Consider the following 18,441-nt stretch of genomic DNA (forward strand, 5'->3'; position numbering starts at 1 on the left):
AGTTTATGCTTGTTTTGGAGTGAAAATAATGTTGTTGATGTATTCGGTTTTATTTTTTTCGTCGCTGATATTTTTGAGTAAAATTTCTTCTGTTAGTTTTTCGAGTGTGAACGATTTTCTGTTTAAATAATGAGCATTAAAACCCCAGTTTTCTACTTCAGAAATCTCGCTCCAAATGGGCTGATCGTGGTGCCTTTGCTCCATTTCTACCATTAATATGGGTTTGAATTTCAGGATGGTGTTTTTTCCGCCAAAGAGGGTTTTCATTTCATTTCCTTCCACATCAATTTTAATAAAATCAATTTTTTTGATGTTGTGTTTTATTGCCCAGTCATCCAGTTTTACCACTTCTACGGTTTCTGTGTAGCTGTTTTCTTCGTCTTTTTCTTTGTAGGAGGTATTGAGCGTTCCTCGGGAAGCTACCATTTTCCCTTTAATAATAGGGACTTTAAATTCTGCAGTTGTATTTTCGTCTGAAAGTGCCACAGAGGAAATATTCATTGAAGTGAAAAGCCTTTTGAGCCTTTTAAATAGTTTTTTGTTAGGTTCAAAAGCGTAAATATTCTTATGACTCAGCTTATTTTCAAACTGATAGAGAAAAGTTCCTACATTGGCACCAATATCAAAAATTATGGCATCTTTTTGTAAATAATCTTTAATCCAAAGCAGTTCGGGTTCTACATTTCTGGCAGAAAAGTTTTCTTTATTAAGGTTTTTTAAATTTTTAAAATACCTCTGTTTGTAAAAACTCGGACTGATATATTGCAGATTTTCGGCTAGTTTCTGGTATAAGGACATTCTACTGAATTTAAACTTGCAAAGTTAAATAAAAATGTGAGGAAAGTAATAAAGCGTTAATTATTATCATTTATAATTGCATTTTCCAAAAAATCATTCAGTGGTTTTGCTGCCATGAGTATTTTAGAAAAATTCTGTACAGCATTGGGTTCAGAAAGTTCTTCATCAGATAAATTGTGTATCCCGACAAAACTTTTTAATTTTAAATATTCTGCCATAGGATCTTCTTTTTCAAAACCTTGCGGTACGTTTTTAAGTTTGTTTTCCTGATCCGGTTCACCGTAATATTTTTTAAAATTTTCATTTTCTATGGTTTGAAGAAACTCTTCTCCGAATATGGAAATTTCTTTACGTATCGTTTTTAAAACAGGCGATTCTGGCAGATAAATTCCGGCAGCTAAAAAAGACTTTCCAGGCTGAATATGAATGTAATATCCGGATTTTTTTCCGTTTTTCCCCATTCCGAAAGATGCTCCGAAATTGGTTTTGTAAGGGGTTTTATCTTTAGAAAATCTAGTATCGCGATAAATTCGGAATAAAGCTTTTTTAGGATCTTCTTTTAGAATGTTTTCATCAAACTTTCCCATTTCCTCAATAAGATTTTGAATGAAATCCTGAAAATCGGATAATGCTTCAGTATATAAAGTTTTATTGTCATTAAACCATTCCCGATTATTGTTTTTCTCAAGTTTTTTAATGAAGTTCAGGATTTTTGGTGAAATAGGGGTTGTCATCTGTTTTTTATTCAAATTTAGAGAATATATATGAGAAATAAACACCTTCTTTTTAAAGATTCGTAAATTTGAAGACCGTAAAAAACCGAATTTTCAAAACCAATAATTGTTGAAAAATTTTTAAATTAAAAATAAAAAAGTTATTGTTTTTCTGTCTAATTTTGAAAATGCTTAAGGTTTTCTAAATTAAAATTATTAATTCGTTAATATTATATAATTCAATATTCAAATAAATATTGTACCTTTGCAAAAAATTTTATAATATTTAATGAATTTATTTACGGAGACCAATTTAAGTCCTGATTTACTTAAGGCAATTGGCGAACTGGGTTACGAAAGCCCGACAGAAATCCAAAAACAGACTATCCCTTTCATTCTTTCAGATATTCGCGATCTTATCGCACTTGCGCAGACAGGGACAGGCAAAACAGCAGCGTTTTCGCTTCCGATTTTGGATATGATTGACGATACGAGTCGCAAAATCCAACTTTTGGTGCTTTGTCCGACACGAGAATTATGTCTTCAGATTACCAAAGACATAAAAAATTATTCTAAGTACATGCAAAACATCAAAACTACAGCAGTTTATGGTGGAAGCAGTATTATGGATCAGATTCGTTCTTTAAAAGAGAAACCACAAATTATTGTAGGAACTCCGGGAAGAGTAATCGATCTAATTAACAGAAAGGCTTTAGACTTTTCGGCTATTCACTGGCTTGTTTTAGATGAGGCAGACGAAATGCTTTCAATGGGTTTCAAAGAAGAACTGGAAACCATCATGAGAGAAACTCCTGAAACGAAACAGACTTTCTTATTCTCTGCTACAATGAGCAAAGAAGTAGAGAGAATTTCTAAAAATTATCTTACAAAACCTCACAGAATTTCGGTGGGTTCTATTAACGAAGTTAAAAAGAACATTAAACACGAATACTATGTTGCAGGTTACCGTCAGAAAAAAGAAGCTTTAAAAAGACTTATTGACGCTAATCCGAACCAATACTCCATTATTTTCTGCAGAACAAGAATGGAAACACAGGAGGTTGCAGATTTCTTAATGCAGAACGGTTATGCAGCAGATGCTCTTCATGGTGATCTTTCTCAGGCACAGAGAGATACGGTAATGAAGAAATTCAGACTTAAAAATATTGATATTCTTGTGGCTACAGATGTTGCAGCAAGAGGTTTAGATGTAGATTCTCTTACTCACGTAGTACATTATTCTTTGCCTGATGATCCTGAGGTATTTGTTCACAGAAGTGGTAGAACAGGTAGAGCGGGAAGAGATGGAATTTCGATTGCCTTAATTAAGCCTGAAGAAAGCAGAAAATTGAAGCAGATAAAATCTGTAACAAAAATAGAAATTAACGAAGGTAAAATCCCTACCGGAGAAGATATTGTAAAAGCACAGGTTGCAGGAGTTTTTGAAAGCCTTTTTGAAGAACACCAAGATTTCTTTGAGTTCGATAATTCTTTAATCCCTGATCTTTCGGCTTTTTCTAAAGAAGAATTAGTACATAAACTACTTCAGTTTCAATTAAAAGATCTTGCTCTTTATTACAAAGACAGACACGATTTAATAGAACAGAAATTGAGCAGCAGAGATGATGACAGAGGTGGAAGAGGTGATAGACGAGATCGTGATAGAGGTAGAGATCGAGACAGAGACCGCGACAGAGGTGGAAGAGACCGTGGCGAAAGAAGAGGAGGGAAACCAAGACAGCGTGACGAAAATATGACCAGATTTTTCTTCAATTTAGGTAAGAAAGATCAGTTGAAGAAGATAGATGTTTTAGAAATTATTAATAAGGCAACTTCAAGCAAAGGCAACAAGCGTGCTGAAATTGGAAACATCGAAATTCTGGAAAAGTTCTCATTCTTTGAAGTAGAAAAATCATTCAAAGGAGAGCTTTTAGGAAACATTTCTTCCATGAAATTTAAAGGAAAGGAAATGAGAGCTGAAGAAGCTAACTAATTCCTGTAAAACTTATATAAACCGGCACTTAGCCGGTTTTTTTATTTATAAGGAAAATATCACTTCAATATTAACAAAAATTAATCTAAGATGCTTCCGGTAACAATCCTTTTTTAAGAAATTTGCAGACGAAATTTATAAACACTATATATGGGAATTGGTAATATTTTCCACGCTTTTCAACCGAAAGATAAAATTTTCTTTGTTCTTTTCGAGAAAGTTACAGACAATCTTGTTGCTATGGCTAATGATTTTAACCAGGGAATAAAAGATTTTGATCTGAATGATGATTCTATGCTTAAAATGATGAGCGACTACGAACACAAAAATGATGAGCTTACCCACGAAATTTTCGTTGAGCTTGGAAAAAACTTCATCACACCTTTCGACCGTGAAGATATTCACACATTGGCTACAGGTCTGGATGATATTGCAGATTATATCTATGCTTCGGCAAAATATATTTTCCTTTACAAATCTCCTAGAATGAAGGCTTATGCAGATTTCTCATTACTGATTCACAAAGCTTGTCTGGAAATTCAGAATGCGATGAAGAATCTTAAAGGATTTAAAAATATGGAACAGGTAAAAGAAGCTTGTATTAAAGTAAATTCTATTGAAAATATTGCGGACGATCTTCTTTCTAATTCTATGGTAGAATTGTTCGAAACGAATGATGCGATCAATATTATCAAAGTTTCTTCCGTACTCAATTATCTTGAAGTAGTAACCGACAAAGCAGAAGATGTTGCCAATACCATTGAGAACATCATGATTAAGTACGCATAAAACAAGATAACAAAAATGGAATTTCCTATTTTACTTATAGTTATTATTGCTCTGGCTTTGGTTTTCGATTACATTAATGGTTTTCATGATGCAGCCAACTCAATTGCAACTATTGTTTCCACAAAGGTTTTAACTCCGTTTCAGGCGGTTTTATGGGCAGCATTGTGGAATTTTGCAGCTTTTTTTATTGCGGCATACATCTTCAAAGATTTTAAAATTGGTAATACGATTGCCAAAACGGTAAACGAAAATTTTATTACCCTTGAAGTAATATTCTCAGGATTAATGGCTGCTATTGCATGGAACTTGTTAACATGGTGGTTTGGTATTCCTTCATCTTCTTCACATACCTTAATTGGTGGGTTTTTGGGAGCTGCTTTAATGCATGCTTTCATGATGGATTATCACGAAATTGCTCTTGCTCATCGGGATTTAGGAACTTTTGAAAAATTGAAGGAAGCTTTTGCACAAGTTACCAAACAGGATATTGTGAAATTTGAAAAAGTAATTCCCATTTTCTTATTCATTTTCATGGCTCCCATTATTGGTATGGTGATTTCGATAATCATTACGCTTATCATTGTTCATCTTTATAAAAGAGCTAACCCTTACAAAGCAGATAAAGCATTTAAGAAAATGCAGTTGGTTTCTTCTGCGTTATTCAGTTTGGGACATGGTCTTAATGATGCACAGAAAGTAATGGGGATTATTGGAGCTGCATTAATTTACTACCATGTGAATATGATTCAGGATCCTATATATCTTAATATTCCTTCGGCTGACCGTTTTTCTTTCTTTGCAGAGCATTATCTTTGGGTTCCTTTGGTTTCTTTCATTGCTATCGCATTAGGTACAATGAGCGGTGGTTGGAAGATCATTAAAACAATGGGAACTAAGATTACAAAAGTTACCTCTTTAGAAGGAGTAAGTGCAGAAACTGCGGGAGCGATTACTTTATTTATTACAGACCATTTTGGTATTCCGGTTTCTACAACACATACTATTACAGGTTCAATTATCGGGGTTGGTTTAACGAAAAGAGTATCTGCCGTAAGATGGGGGATTACTGTAAGTCTTCTTTGGGCTTGGGTTTTAACGATTCCTATCTCTGCAATAGTTGCTGGATTTACCTATCTTTTGGTTAAATTTTTCACGTAAGGATAAGATCTATATACAAGATTAAAACTTTGCTCGAAGGGGCAAAGTTTTTTGTTTGTATATTAAGTGTAATAATTTTCAAGAAAAAGTGAATAAAGATTTAGTATTTTTTCTTTGAAGATAAATTTTAAAAATTAATTATTAACTTTAAAAACGAGTTAGTAATAACTTTAGTAATTATTAGTATTACCTGTTGTGCATTTAGGAATTAAAAAAAAAAAGATTGTCCATTTGATTAAAAAATCGTATATTTAATTGATTACCAAGTCATTAAATACATGAACAATCTTATTCAAAACTACAAAATTATTTTAAAAGAATTGACAAACACCTGTAAATATATTACTACAAGTAAGCAAATTAGGCTTCCAAAAATGTCTGATTTGGAACTTGTGGCACTCAACCTCACTGCAGAATATATGTCTATTAACTCTGAACTACAGTTATTTAGATGCATTTCAGGGACTGATTTGGAGGGAAGAATTGAAAGGAGTGTCTACAATAAAAGGAAAAGAAAACTTTTTCCCTACATTGAAAAAATCAGAGAAACCTTGAGCAGCAAGTTTTCGGATTTCACCGATGTCTTTATTGTGGATTCCACGCCAATTGAAATCTGTAAAATAAGTCGGGCAAATCGTTCTGCAATCTGTTCCACGGATGAGATCAAACCTGCATATGGATATTGTGCCGCACAAAAATCTAGGTATTTTGGCTATAAACTTCATGCGGTTTGTGACAAAAATGGAATCTTCCACTCGTTTGATTTTTCCCCTGCAAACGTTCACGACGTGAACTATCTGCACGACATTAAGGAGAATTTTGAAAACTGTTTATTAATCGGCGACAGAGGGTACATCAGCAAAGAACTACAACTGGATTTATTCAACTATTCCAAGATAAATCTTTCGGTTCCAATGCGTAAAAACCAGCATGATTTTGTGGAATTTTCCAAGACAAAATCAAAAATCAGAAAGAGGATTGAACTGCGAAGCAATCGTGAATACCATTGAAAAAAAATTAAATCATGAACAAACCAATATTTCGCAACTGTGCGGACAGTTCTTAATAAATATTAACCTCGCAAAAACCTTTCAAGGTTTGGCAACAAGAATAGTATCAAAAATAACTTCTTTTACCATGATTCAATATCTCAATTTTTTCGTCTTCAAGAGAAGTTTGAATAAGTTAAAAATTAATTTGTGCTAAATGCACAACAGGTTAGTATTATCAAATGAGAAAGAAATTCATAGGTTTGTACTTTCAGAATAAGGCTTGCCTTAAAACCTCTGATGGAATGTACGAATTTTCTGCAGAAAAGGTTGATAATGGCTATTTAAATATTCAAGAGTTTCATATTCCGGAAATATTAGCAGATAATGTGTTTTTGAGTTATGATAGTTTTGTAAAACAATATAATGCAGAAATAGATAATTATATTAAAGGTGAAGTCTGCAATTGTAGTAAGGATGGTAAAAATATTTTAAAAATATCTAGAATTGAAAAAGTATATCCGAAATTACATGACGAAGGTATTATTTATTAGCCTGCTTGCTTTTTTTGTTATTCTTAAAGCACAAATTAGTACTACCTACGAAATTACTTACAAGCCAGATTCCACAAAGAGTAGTTATAATACAGAGTACATGACACTCAAAATTAAAAATAAGACTTCTTATTTTTATAATGAAACAAAATTCAAATTAGATTCAATTTATAATAGAGTTACAGCAGAGTATTTAAAGACAGGTGTTTTACCTCATGTTTCAACAAAATACGAACTTAATTTTGGTTTTGTAAAGGATTTTAAAAATGATCATTATACTGAAATTAGAAATATTGAAAGCAAAAATTTTGCATTCAATATTAAAAAGCCAGTAATGGTTTGGAAATTATTACCAGATAGAAATACAATTTTAAATTATCCTGTTAAGAAAGCTCAAACCGTTTTTGGCGGTAGAATCTGGATTGCATGGTATGCAGAAGAAATACCTTTAAATGATGGACCTTATAAATTTTTCGGACTTCCGGGATTAATTTTAGACTTGAAAGATTCTGCTTCCGATTATCATTTTAAAGTAGTAACTGTTAAAAAGAATGAAGAGGATGTAAAGCTTCCAAAAAATATTATCTTTCTTACCGAAGAAAAATATATATCATTAAAAAACAAAATTATTGATGATCCTGCAGTTTCTGTGAGGGAATCTGTGATGCAATCACCCAATGTTGTAATGAAAGATACTAAGGGTAAAATTATGAATCCCAATGAATTATTTGATAAAATAAATCAAGAATTTTTTGAGTTTGTAAAACAGCATAACAATCCTTTAGAAAAAGGCGATGTTTGGATAAAATAGAATTCAATATAAATATAACTTTGTTTCAACGGGCAAAGTTTTTTGTTTTAAAACCCCTCAGAAAATCGTATTTTTGTTCAAACTATTAATATTTTATGGATTTTCTAGATAGATACCAAGAAATCGTTGCTGAAGCAATCAATAAATATACTTTCAAAGATAAGCCTACAGAACTGTATGAGCCGATGAATTACATTATTTCTCATGGTGGAAAGCGTTTACGTCCTATTATGGTTTTAATGGCTTGTGATTTGTTTGGGGGCGATCAAAAAATGGCAATAAAGCCGGCTTTGGCAATCGAGTTTTTCCATAATTTCACGCTTATTCACGATGATATTATGGATGAAGCTCCACTAAGAAGAAATAAGCCAACCATTCATACTCTTCACGGAATTAATACAGGTATTCTTTCCGGCGACGGATTGATGCTGAAAGCGTACAAATTTTTTGAAGATTTGGAGCCTGAAATTTTCAAGGCTTGTATCAGAATATTTACCCATACCGGTTTGCTTTTATGCGAAGGACAGCAATACGACATCAATTTTGAAACTCAGGAGAATGTAACTTTTGATGATTACATCAGAATGATTACCTACAAAACCGGAGTTTTGAGTGCTTCTTCTTTTGAAATCGGAGCCATGATTGCAAAAGCTCAGTTTAAAGACGCTAAATCTATTTTTAATTTTGGAAAACACATTGGGATTGCCTTCCAGATTATGGATGATTATCTTGATGTTTTCGGGGACCAGACTCAGTTCGGAAAGAAACATGCAGGAGACATTTACGAGAACAAAAAAACAGTACTTTATCTTTTGGCAAGAGAATACGGAACAGAAGAAGAGAGAAAAGAACTCGATTACTGGTACTCTAAAAAAACCGATAACATCGATAAAGTATATGGTGTTGAGAAAATATTCAGAAGAACGAGAGCAGATGAGAAAGCTTTGCGTTTAATTGAAAAGCATAATGAAATCGGACAAAGTTATCTTGCGAAAATAGATGTTCCCGAAGAAAAGAAAAAACCTTTTTCTGAACTCGCCAACTACCTTTTGAGGAGAGAATCATAACTTAGATTATTTGTCAGTTTGAAAATTTGAATAATACTACTTTTTTAAGTTTTCAAATTGACGCATTCTCAGATTTTCAAATTTACTGAATGAAATTCCGTACAGAAGTAGATATACAGCCGTTTCCGAAAAAGATTCTTGTTGAAGATAAAATATTTTCAATAGGATCTTGTTTTGCATCTGAAATGCATGAATTGTTTCAAAATGGTCAGCTTCAAAGTTTTAATAATCCTTTTGGAACGGTTTTTAATCCTTTTTCGATTAATAATTCGGTGAAAAGGCTTCATGATGCTCAATTATATCTTGAAGATGAGTTAATTGTTTACGATGAAACTTATTTGTCCCTAGATCATCATACGAGTTTCGATACCCGATATATTCACCAGACTTTAGATAAAATCAATACTAAAATAGAAGAAGGGAACCGGTTTCTGCAAGATACAAATTGGGTAATAATTACTTACGGAACTTCTTTTATTTATGAATTTCTACCCAAGAAAAAGCTGGTTGCCAATTGCCATAAAATTCCTCAGAAATTTTTTGAAAAAAGACTTTTAACGCATCAGGAATTAACAGATTCTGTTTATGATACCATTGTAAATCTGAAAGATATCTGCAAAGATGATGTTCAGATTCTTTTTACCGTTTCTCCGGTGCGTCATACCAAAGATGGAATGATCGAAAATCAACTGAGTAAATCCAAATTAATAACCGCCATTCATGAAGTGATAACGCAATTTGAAAACTGTTGCTACATACCCATTTATGAAATTGTAATGGATGATTTGCGGGATTATAGATTTTACAGAGAAGATTTAATTCATCCGAATTCTCAGGCAGTCAATTATATTTTTGAAAAATTTGGCGAGGCTTTTTTTTCAGATGAAACAAAAGATTTCATTAAAGAAAATTTTAAAATCATTCAGGCTTTAGAACATCGTACGGAAGATGAAAAAGATCCGAAATTTCTAAAGTTTAAAGAAAAACTGAATGAAAGAATTGAAGTGCAAAGATTAAAAGTTAAGCACAAAATATTTACAAAATAATGATAGATACACATACTCATTTATATTCTGAAGAGTTCGATGAAGACAGAAAAGAAGCTATTTCTAGAGCTTTGGATAAAGGTGTTGCCAAATTTTATCTTCCTGCCATAGACTCGGAATCTCATGAGAAGATGTTACAGCTGGAAAGCCAATATCCTGAGCAGATTTTTGCAATGATGGGACTTCATCCCTGTTATGTAAAGCCAGAATCTTGGGAAAAAGAACTCGACACAGTAAAAAATTATTTAGACAAAAGACATTTTCCGGCAATTGGAGAAATAGGAATAGATTTGTATTGGGATCAATCGACTTTGGATATTCAGATAAAGGCGTTTGAGCAGCAAATAGATTGGGCAATAGAGAGAAATTTACCCATCGTAATTCATACAAGAGAAAGTTTTAATGAAACTTTTGAAGTGTTAGAGAGAAAAAAGCATCCTCAACTTCGAGGTATTTTTCATTGTTTCTCTGGGAATCTGGAGCAGGCAAAACATGCATTAGACCTGAATTTTATGTTAGGAATTGGTGGTGTGGTCACTTTTAAAAACGGGAAAATAGATCAGTTTTTACACGAAATTCCTTTAGAAAAAATTGTTCTGGAAACCGATTCTCCTTATCTCGCTCCGGTTCCGCACAGAGGAAAAAGAAACGAAAGTGCCTATCTTGATTTGGTAGCAGGAAAACTGGTAGATATTTATGGAAAAGATTTTTCTGAAATCGACAGAATTACCACAGAAAATGCCAAAAGGATTTTTCAGCATTAAATAATTTAATGAAAGCAGGAATTATAAAGTTTTTAGACAAAACGAGCATGATGAAACTCATTGCTTTCATTATTTATTTTGTCATTAATTTCCTGTATTTAATAAAATATGGATCGCGTCAGGAAAAAATTCCTATTTTTTTTCTTGCATTGCTTTTTTTTGGGGCTCATGTTTTATTTTATGTTTTCTATCAATCGGTTTTAAAAAAAATCAAAATGAATGGGAAAATGATTTCTGTAGCGATTGTATCTTGTGGTATTGTCTACATATTTCTTTCTCATATCATGAAAGATCCTTATAGTTTGAACATCGACAGATGGCAGACGGCAGAATATTGTTTAGATTACTGGCTGCATGGGAAATACATTTATTCTACCAGAAACTTTATGGGAAATATTCCCTCGTATCTTCCGGGGCAGCTTCTGCTTCTGCTTGGTTTTTATCTCTTGGGAAATGTAGGATATATGCAGGCTGCGGCTTTAATGCTCTTTGGAGTTGTTTCTAAATTTGTTTTTAAATCTTTTAAGACCGCTTTTCTGGCAGTTTTTATGCTGTTCTTTTCTTTAACTTATTTGTATGAAGCCATTTGTAAAAGCGATTTTATTTCTTCTTTTATTTTAACATCTGCTTTCATTTTATATTGGAATAAAAAATATCCCCACAATTATTTCCAAAAACCGATATTACTTGGGTTGATTGTTGGAATACTTTTTTTAACAAGAAGTGTCGTTTTGGTGCCTCTTATTCTCTTTTTAGGACGTTCGTTTTTTTTAGCAACTTTAGGCGAAAAAATGAGATTTTCACTCACTTTTTTAGGAGTTGTAAGTGTATTGCTTAGTTCTGTACTGCTTCCTGCAGAAAGTGTAGAGTATATTTTGGCGTATAATCCTTTGGGTGTTCAGGGACAGGCAAATGTATTTGTGATGCTGTTTTTTGTTCTGATTACGATATTTCTTTCATTCATCATCAGGAAAATGAAGCATGTTTTCTTTTGCTCTTCGGTTATTGTTTTTTTATTGATGCTTTCGTTTATCGTAGAGCAGATTATTAGAAATACAGAGACCAACTTTATAAATATTACATATCTTACAGCGGCACTACCGTTTTGTATTATAAGTTTCTGTTTGTACAGCGAAGAAAATGAAGTGGTAAAAGTTTAAATTAAATATCAATTTTCTCTTTTAATGTCTTTTTCAATAGCTGAAAATCTTTATCACTGAAAGACTTTTTGGGAAACATGTAGCTGTATTTTCCTTCCAGAATGATGCATTCATTATTGCTGTTGAAATATTCAAAATCTTTCCATTCGCTGGTTTCTTTCTCATCATCAATATTTACGGTAAAAAAAGCTTCATTGAAGGTGATTTCGTAAATTCTGCAATTTTCAAGTTTCAAAAGATAATGGTTTACCTGTTTTTTCCATTGGGAAACTTTGTTGATGCCCACAGAAAGAAAAACTGCACAAAGCAAAAGGAGAAAACTCACGAAGTATAAAATTCCTGCTTTCTCCTTTGTGAAATCGTTCCTGAAAATAAATAAAATCAGTAAAATTAAAGCTACAACAATAGTGGTAATCGTTTTCCCTCTTGTGGTGGGAGAGAAAAATAAACTTCCCTGATTTGCGTTAAAATATATTTCTTCGAAATCTTTTCTTTTTGGATGTAAAACGATTACCTTTTCTTGGCTCATAATGATAAATTCTGTTGCAAAGATAGTTTTTTCAAAATTCCGAAAAAGGTAAGTTTATAACAGTTACGCATCTTCATATTTATCGCTTATTGCAGATAATTTACCTAATAATTCACGGTTTTTCTGCTTTAAATCTTCCATTTTCTGCAACATATTATGTATAACTTCCAATCCCGGGAGATTAATGTCTAAATCATAATGCCAATTGGTGAATTTTTCAAAAGAAGGCAAATCTTTATAAAGAAGATACCGAACTTCATTTTCGGTCTGTATATTAATGAGACCGGAATCTACCAGTTCATCAAAAAAAGTAATTTCGATATTATATATTTTTACGAGTTCTTCTCGAGATATTCTTTCATCCATTGCTTAGGAATTTTTAAGTTGTTCAAAAAGTTCTTTCTGCTTATCAGTAAGATTGGTTGGTAATTTTACGTCGTAGGTTACGAACAGGTCGCCAAATTGCCCGTCTTTTTTATATATTGGGAAACCTTTTCCTTTTAATCTTACGGTTGTGCCGTTTTGAGTTTCTGGTTTTACCTTTAGATTTACGCTTCCGTCCAGCGTATTTACCGTTACATCACCACCCAAAACTGCGGTGTAAAGATCTATGGAAACTTTTGTTTTAAGATCGTCTCCTGTTCTTTCAAGATTAGGATCTGCCTGAATACTAAATGTAATATATAAATCTCCATTTGGGCCACCATTATATCCCGGATTTCCGTGTCCTTTCAGTTTAATCTGCTGTCCGTCATAAACTCCTGCAGGAATTGTAATTCTTACCTTCTTTCCATTAATTTCAAAGGTTTGAGGATGAGTCGTTGCGGCATCTTTAAGGCTTAAATTGAGTTCTGCCTGAACATCCTGTCCTTTAAACTTTCCTGATGCACTTCCTCTTGAGCTTCTTCCGAATCCACCGCCTTCGCCACCAAACATACTTTGGAAAAAATCTGAAAAATCTTCTCCTTCACCAAAATTGGCTCCAGAAAATCCTCCTCCATAGCTTCCTCCTTGGTTCTGATACTGTCCTTGCTGTTGTTGAGCCTTTTCATATTCTTCTCCGTGCTTCCAGTGTTCGCCATATTTATCATATTTTGCACGGTTTTCAACATTGCTGAGAACTTCGTTGGCTTCATTCAGTTCTTTGAATTTTCTTTCAGCCTCCTTGTCATTGGGGTTCAAATCCGGATGTAATTTTCTTGCCAATTTTCGGTAAGCTTTTTTGATGTCTTCCTGTGTTGCATTTTTGTCTACACCCAAAATTTTATAATAATCTACATACGCCATAGAAACAATTTTTTGTAAAAATACAAAATTAGCACCTAAATTTTATATCTGGAAAATTAAAAAAAATAAATTTATCTTTGATTAAAAAGTAACCGCATGAACCAGGTTTTGAAAAATTATTCCGGAATTTTATTTTTACTTCTAGGAATTTCCATAGGAAGCATTATCGGTATAATTTCGCCTGCTTTTGTACATTATATAAAGCCTCTCGGCGATATTTTCCTGAATCTTCTTTTTGTAAGTGTGGTGCCGTTAGTATTTTTTGCTGTTTCCAATTCTATTGCTTCGTTGGAGCAACAATCTAAATTTGGCAAGATTATGCTTACAATGGCATTTACTTTTTTGTTTTTTATTATAACGGCGGCTGTATTCACAATTTGTGTCGTGTATTTTTTTCCGGTTTCAGGAGTTTCTGGAAGCTCGGAGATTATGGAAGAAGCTGGCAACAGCGAAAGTTGGGGCGATAGAATTGTTGGTTTCTTTACAGTTGGAGAGTTTACGCAGCTTTTTTCGAGACAGAATATGTTGGCATTGCTTATTTTTTCTTTTCTTACCGGTTTTTCTGCTCGGAAAGCTGGTGAAAAGGGTAAAGCATTCAGGTCTTTTATTGCATCAGGCTACGAAGTAATGAAAGAATTACTTTTAATGATAATGAAAATAGCTCCTATTGGCTTGGGTGCATATTTTGCATTTCAGGTGGCAACATTAGGACCTCAGCTTTTTGGGTTTTACGCTAAACCTTTAGGATTATATTATATAGCCGGAATAGTTTATTTTTTTGTGTTCTTTTCACTGTATGCTTTTTTGGCAAAAGGTAAAAGTGGAGTTAGTAATTTTTGGAAAAATGCTATATACCCCTCATTAACAGCAATAAGTACTTGCAGCAGTTTTGCAACTATGCCGGCAAATTTGCAGGCAGCATCACAGATGAAAATACCTTCTCAGATTTACAATATCGTAATTCCTATTGGGACTACTTTGCATAAAAACGGTTCTTCTATGTCGTCGATAATTAAAATTTATGTGGCATTTTTAATTATAGGAAGAGATTTTTTTGATCCTGTAAATTTACTTTTAGCATTGGGTATTACTGTTTTTGTGAGTATCGTCGCGGGAGGAATTCCGAATGGAGGATATATTGGAGAAATGCTGATGATTTCTGTATATCAGTTGCCCCAAGAGGCAATTCCGGCGGTGATGATTATAGGAACTTTGGTAGATCCTTTAGCGACAGTTTTAAATGCAGTTGGTCAGTTAATTGCTTCGCTTTTTGTGAGTAGATTTGTGAAAATTTAGATTTCCGAATAAGATATTTTTAATCTCGAAATTGTTTGAAACTTTACTTTGCAGAAATCAGCTTAAAATGATTTTTACTGTATTTTCTATTTTGTTTTCGGTAAATAAAACTAATTCTTTATTTTTAGAAAGCACTTTGTTCCAGTAATAATTTCCTGCAAATCTGCTTTCTAAAACAGTTGCATCAAAACCTTCTTCAGCTATTTTAATCTGATGTGGATAATAAAAAAATCTGTCGGTGCAGAATTCAGACATTTCAATTTCAGAAAAGAGATTTACCTCTCCAAAAAGTTTGGCGACATATTCACTGCTAGGATTTTTATAAATGTTGAAGGTCTTGTCTTTCTGAATTAATTCGCCGTTTTTAAGAATTACAATTTCGTCCGTCCATGGAAGAATATCCTGTAGTTCGTGGGTTGAAATAAGAAGCGTAATTTTATTTTCTCTTACAAATCTGAACAGTTTTTCTCTAAGCTCAATTTTTCTTGCAAAATCCAGATTGCTGAAAGGTTCATCTAGCAAAAGGAGTTTCGGGAGTTTAGAGAGAGCTCTTGCAATGGCAACTCTCTGCTGTTGTCCGCCGCTGAGGTTTTTTGGCAGAACATGGGCAAATTCTGTTAAACCAACCACTTCCAAAAGTTCTTCAGTCTTTTCTCTTTTGTGAGACAAATTTATATTTGAAATAAATTTCCCAACATTATCTGCGACCGTAGAGTAGGGCATCAAATCAAAATTTTGGGCAACAAATTTCATTTCTGCCTCTCCCGGAACCAGATTTCCTTTGGGACCCAACAGTTTTTTATCATCAAAAATAATATCTCCGCTTTCCCAGTCTTGTAAACCATATATTAAACTGAGTAATGTAGATTTTCCGCAACCGCTTTCACCTGCTAATGCAATGATTTTACCTTCTTCAAACTGAAGATTGAGGTTTTCAAAAAGTTTTTTTTCTTTTGAATACGAAAAGTGAAGGTTTTTAATCTCGAGTAGCATAATGCAAAAATAGCAGTTTTTAGGTTAGGCTGGAATATTTTTAGTAATTTAGCCATAACAAATTTGCTTTACTGGGAAGTCTGTTTTATATGGTTTCACGATATTCAAATGAATTATTAAACTTTTTAAATATGAAAAAAAATATCTTATCTGTTGCTGTTTTTGTTCTTTTTTCAACCTTTTTAGCAATTTCGTGCTCAAAAGAAAAACCAGTAACTTCGGATGCCAATGAAGTTTCCACCACTAAAGACGGAACTCAGTTTGTGGTAGATACTTTGAACAGTAATATAGAATGGAAAGGCTATAAGATATTTAAAACCGAAAACACCAGTCATTTTGGAACCATTAAGTTTGAAAGTGGTATGATTACCGTAAAAGACGGAAAGCTGGAAAGCGGAAATTTTGTAGCAGACATGGGTTCTCTTACTTCTGAAGATCTCAAAAATAAGAAACAGGATTTGGAAAAACTGAACAGTCACCTTAAAAGTGCAGATTTTTTTGAAGTTGAGAAATTTCCGACTTCTTCTTATGAAATCACCAAGGTTAGTCCTGCTTCAGAAGGTGATTATAATACAGTTTTAGATGGTAATCTCAGTATTAAAGGGATAAAAAAAGCGGTACAATTTAAAGCAAATGTATTTGTAAACGGAAACGAAGTGAGTATTGCCACTGAACCTAAAGATATTATGAGAGATGAATTTGGAGTTAAATTTCAGTCTCCGGCTGCTAACGGAGTGATTAAAAATGAAGTTACGCTCCAAATGAAAGTAAAAGCTATTGAAAAGAAATAAATGATGATTTTTTATAAGCCCAAAATAATTCTAGCACTCAGTATTCTCTCAACGATTTTCCTGCTGAGTATTCAGATTTTTTCATACTTGTCATGGGGCGGACAAATTGTTCAAATAGTTGTGGAAATGTGGGTGATTCCATCTTTAATTCTGTTGGGGTTTTTATTTTTCTTTAATCTCATTAATGTTTACAAGAAAAAAAGAGAATACTATGTAAGTTTTGTGCTTAATTTTTTCACGGTTTTGAGTCTTATAATTAGCACTGTTTTAGATAAAAATTAATAATAAATACTTAATAAAAATCTGTTTTTAAAGAAGCAGATTTTTTTATGGCAAATAGAAAGGTTTTTTTGAGCCGAAAACCGTATTTTTGCACATACATTTTTTTGAAAGTATAAAACGATGATTGATAAGATAGAAGGTTTACTTGAAGAAGTAAAAGGCTTTAACACTGCGATTAAAGAAGAAATAGAAAGTTTCCGAATCAGATTTAATGGAAAAAAAGGTGTGCTGAATGATTTTTATGAAGCATTAAAAGAAATTCCTAATGATCAGAAAAAAGATTTTGGACAGAAAATTAATACTCTTAAAGTTGCTGTTAATACTAAACTGGAAGATTTGAAAAATGCTTCTGCATCTTCTATCATTACAGAAAAAGAAGATCTTACCCGACCTGCTTTTCCATTAGAATTGGGTTCGAGACATCCTATTAACCTTGTAAAGAACAGAATTATAGAGATTTTCAGATCCATAGGTTTTGCAGTAGCAGACGGTCCGGAAATTGAAGACGACTGGCATAATTTTACAGCATTAAATCTTCCTGAGTATCACCCTGCGAGAGATATGCAGGATACATTCTTTATAGAGCAAAATCCAGATATTTTATTGAGAACGCATACTTCGTCTGTTCAGATTAGATATATGGAAGAAAATCAGCCTCCGATAAGAATTTTATCTCCCGGAAGAGTGTTTAGAAATGAAGCGGTTTCTTCTCGTTCGCATTGTATTTTCCACCAAATTGAAGGGTTGTATATAGACGAAAATGTTAGTTTTGCAGATCTTAAGCAGACTATCCAGTTTTTTACGACTGAACTTTTTGGTAAGTCTAAAATAAGAATGAGACCTTCCTATTTCCCATTTACAGAGCCAAGTGCAGAGATTGATGTGTATTGGGGACTCAATTCAGAAACAGATTACAGAATAACCAAAGGTACCGGTTGGCTGGAAATAATGGGTTGCGGAATGGTAGATCCTGCAGTTTTGAAAAATGTAAATATTGATTCTGAAAAGTATTCCGGTTATGCTTTCGGAATGGGGATTGAAAGAATTGTTATGCTTCTTTACCAAATGAGCGATATTAGAATGTTCTTCGAAAATGATATCAGGACACTCGAACAGTTTAAGACTTTATAAAAGAAAACATAAATTATCCTGCAATCTCTGTTGCAGGTTTTTTTTAATGAAAAATATGCAATTGGTTTAAGTAGGGATTGATACTGTTTTCTCTGTTTATAAGCCGAAAATAAGATTTTTTATCTTAGAAATGTTTAATTTTACCTTTCAGCAAATTTTTCATATAAACAAATCCAGAAATTATATAAAACAATACCTGTTGTGCATTTAGCACAAATTAATTTTTAACTTATTCAAACTTCTCTTGAAGACGAAAAAATTGAGATATTGAATCATGGTAAAAGAAGTTA

The 18,441-nt window shown here is 32.9% G+C and carries 18 protein-coding genes and 1 pseudogene; 13 read left to right on the top strand and 6 right to left on the bottom strand.

What is annotated here, in order from left to right; all coding sequences use genetic code 11:
* Positions 1-3: 3 nt before the first annotated feature.
* Together IV513_RS08905 and IV513_RS08910 are read right to left on the bottom strand one after the other, a co-directional pair.
* On the bottom strand, positions 4-798 hold the full coding sequence (locus IV513_RS08905) for an FkbM family methyltransferase (protein ID WP_209390224.1): 795 nt from the start codon (positions 796-798) through the stop codon (positions 4-6).
* 56 nt (positions 799-854) lie between these two features.
* The gene (locus tag IV513_RS08910; RefSeq protein ID WP_209390225.1) at positions 855-1,532 is read right to left on the bottom strand and encodes a DUF2461 domain-containing protein; all 678 of its coding nucleotides are present in this window, start codon (positions 1,530-1,532) and stop codon (positions 855-857) included.
* Positions 1,533-1,800: 268 nt separating this feature from the next.
* Here IV513_RS08910 and IV513_RS08915 point away from each other — a divergent pair, with 268 nt between their 5' ends.
* The 10 genes and pseudogenes from IV513_RS08915 to IV513_RS08960 all read left to right on the top strand — a co-directional run bounded on the left by IV513_RS08915 (position 1,801) and on the right by IV513_RS08960 (position 11,842).
* A complete protein-coding gene (locus tag IV513_RS08915; protein ID WP_209390226.1) occupies positions 1,801-3,504 on the top strand; it encodes a DEAD/DEAH box helicase in 1,704 nt (567 codons plus the stop codon).
* Positions 3,505-3,654: 150 nt separating this feature from the next.
* Entirely contained in the window at positions 3,655-4,293 is a 639-nt protein-coding gene (locus IV513_RS08920) for a DUF47 domain-containing protein (RefSeq protein WP_209390227.1), read from the top strand.
* A 15-nt stretch (positions 4,294-4,308) separates the two neighbouring features.
* Positions 4,309-5,451, top strand: coding sequence for an inorganic phosphate transporter (locus IV513_RS08925; protein ID WP_209390228.1), 1,143 nt, complete (start codon positions 4,309-4,311; stop codon positions 5,449-5,451).
* A gap of 278 nt (positions 5,452-5,729) precedes the next feature.
* Positions 5,730-6,657, top strand: a pseudogene (locus tag IV513_RS08930) (IS982 family transposase).
* Between the two features lie 25 nt (positions 6,658-6,682).
* Complete coding sequence (locus IV513_RS08935; RefSeq protein ID WP_209390229.1) at positions 6,683-6,994, top strand: hypothetical protein; 312 nt, start codon at positions 6,683-6,685, stop codon at positions 6,992-6,994.
* Positions 6,972-7,805 carry a GLPGLI family protein gene (locus tag IV513_RS08940; protein ID WP_209390230.1) on the top strand — a complete coding sequence of 278 codons (834 nt, stop codon included), beginning with the start codon at positions 6,972-6,974 and terminating at the stop codon, positions 7,803-7,805. The genes IV513_RS08935 and IV513_RS08940 overlap by 23 nt, the downstream gene beginning before the upstream one ends.
* 95 nt (positions 7,806-7,900) lie before the next feature.
* Positions 7,901-8,872 (top strand): polyprenyl synthetase family protein, encoded by a 972-nt coding sequence (locus IV513_RS08945; protein WP_209390231.1) that lies wholly within the window; start codon positions 7,901-7,903, stop codon positions 8,870-8,872.
* A gap of 89 nt (positions 8,873-8,961) precedes the next feature.
* Positions 8,962-9,918 carry a GSCFA domain-containing protein gene (locus IV513_RS08950; protein ID WP_209390232.1) on the top strand — a complete coding sequence of 319 codons (957 nt, stop codon included), beginning with the start codon at positions 8,962-8,964 and terminating at the stop codon, positions 9,916-9,918.
* Positions 9,918-10,682: a TatD family hydrolase gene (locus IV513_RS08955; protein ID WP_209390233.1), complete on the top strand. Its 765-nt coding sequence runs from the start codon at positions 9,918-9,920 to the stop codon at positions 10,680-10,682. The genes IV513_RS08950 and IV513_RS08955 overlap by 1 nt, the downstream gene beginning before the upstream one ends.
* A gap of 8 nt (positions 10,683-10,690) precedes the next feature.
* A complete protein-coding gene (locus IV513_RS08960) occupies positions 10,691-11,842 on the top strand; it encodes a hypothetical protein (RefSeq protein ID WP_209390234.1) in 1,152 nt (383 codons plus the stop codon).
* A gap of 1 nt (position 11,843) precedes the next feature.
* On the opposite strand, the gene IV513_RS08965 is transcribed toward IV513_RS08960, so the two are convergent.
* The 3 genes from IV513_RS08965 to IV513_RS08975 all read right to left on the bottom strand — a co-directional run bounded on the left by IV513_RS08965 (position 11,844) and on the right by IV513_RS08975 (position 13,658).
* Positions 11,844-12,371, bottom strand: coding sequence for a YcxB family protein (locus tag IV513_RS08965; RefSeq protein ID WP_209390235.1), 528 nt, complete (start codon positions 12,369-12,371; stop codon positions 11,844-11,846).
* A 63-nt stretch (positions 12,372-12,434) separates the two neighbouring features.
* Positions 12,435-12,737 (bottom strand): chaperone modulator CbpM, encoded by a 303-nt coding sequence (locus IV513_RS08970; protein WP_209390236.1) that lies wholly within the window; start codon positions 12,735-12,737, stop codon positions 12,435-12,437.
* A gap of 3 nt (positions 12,738-12,740) precedes the next feature.
* Positions 12,741-13,658, bottom strand: coding sequence for a DnaJ C-terminal domain-containing protein (locus IV513_RS08975; protein ID WP_209390237.1), 918 nt, complete (start codon positions 13,656-13,658; stop codon positions 12,741-12,743).
* A 96-nt stretch (positions 13,659-13,754) separates the two neighbouring features.
* On the opposite strand from IV513_RS08975, the gene IV513_RS08980 reads away from it, so the two are divergent.
* Positions 13,755-14,954 carry a dicarboxylate/amino acid:cation symporter gene (locus IV513_RS08980; RefSeq protein WP_209390238.1) on the top strand — a complete coding sequence of 400 codons (1,200 nt, stop codon included), beginning with the start codon at positions 13,755-13,757 and terminating at the stop codon, positions 14,952-14,954.
* Between the two features lie 57 nt (positions 14,955-15,011).
* Here the strand turns inward: IV513_RS08980 and IV513_RS08985 are convergent, their stop codons facing one another.
* A complete protein-coding gene (locus tag IV513_RS08985) occupies positions 15,012-15,947 on the bottom strand; it encodes a sulfate/molybdate ABC transporter ATP-binding protein (protein ID WP_209390239.1) in 936 nt (311 codons plus the stop codon).
* A 131-nt stretch (positions 15,948-16,078) separates the two neighbouring features.
* Between IV513_RS08985 and IV513_RS08990 the strand changes: the two genes are divergently transcribed.
* Together IV513_RS08990 and pheS are read left to right on the top strand one after the other, a co-directional pair.
* Positions 16,079-16,738: a YceI family protein gene (locus IV513_RS08990; RefSeq protein WP_209390240.1), complete on the top strand. Its 660-nt coding sequence runs from the start codon at positions 16,079-16,081 to the stop codon at positions 16,736-16,738.
* Positions 16,739-17,140: 402 nt separating this feature from the next.
* Entirely contained in the window at positions 17,141-18,151 is a 1,011-nt protein-coding gene (gene pheS / locus IV513_RS08995) for a phenylalanine--tRNA ligase subunit alpha (protein ID WP_209390241.1), read from the top strand.
* The last annotated feature ends 290 nt before the right edge of the window (positions 18,152-18,441 follow it).

It is taken from the genome of Chryseobacterium sp. RR2-3-20, from assembly GCF_017808115.1.
GTDB lineage: Bacteria > Bacteroidota > Bacteroidia > Flavobacteriales > Weeksellaceae > Chryseobacterium > Chryseobacterium oryzae.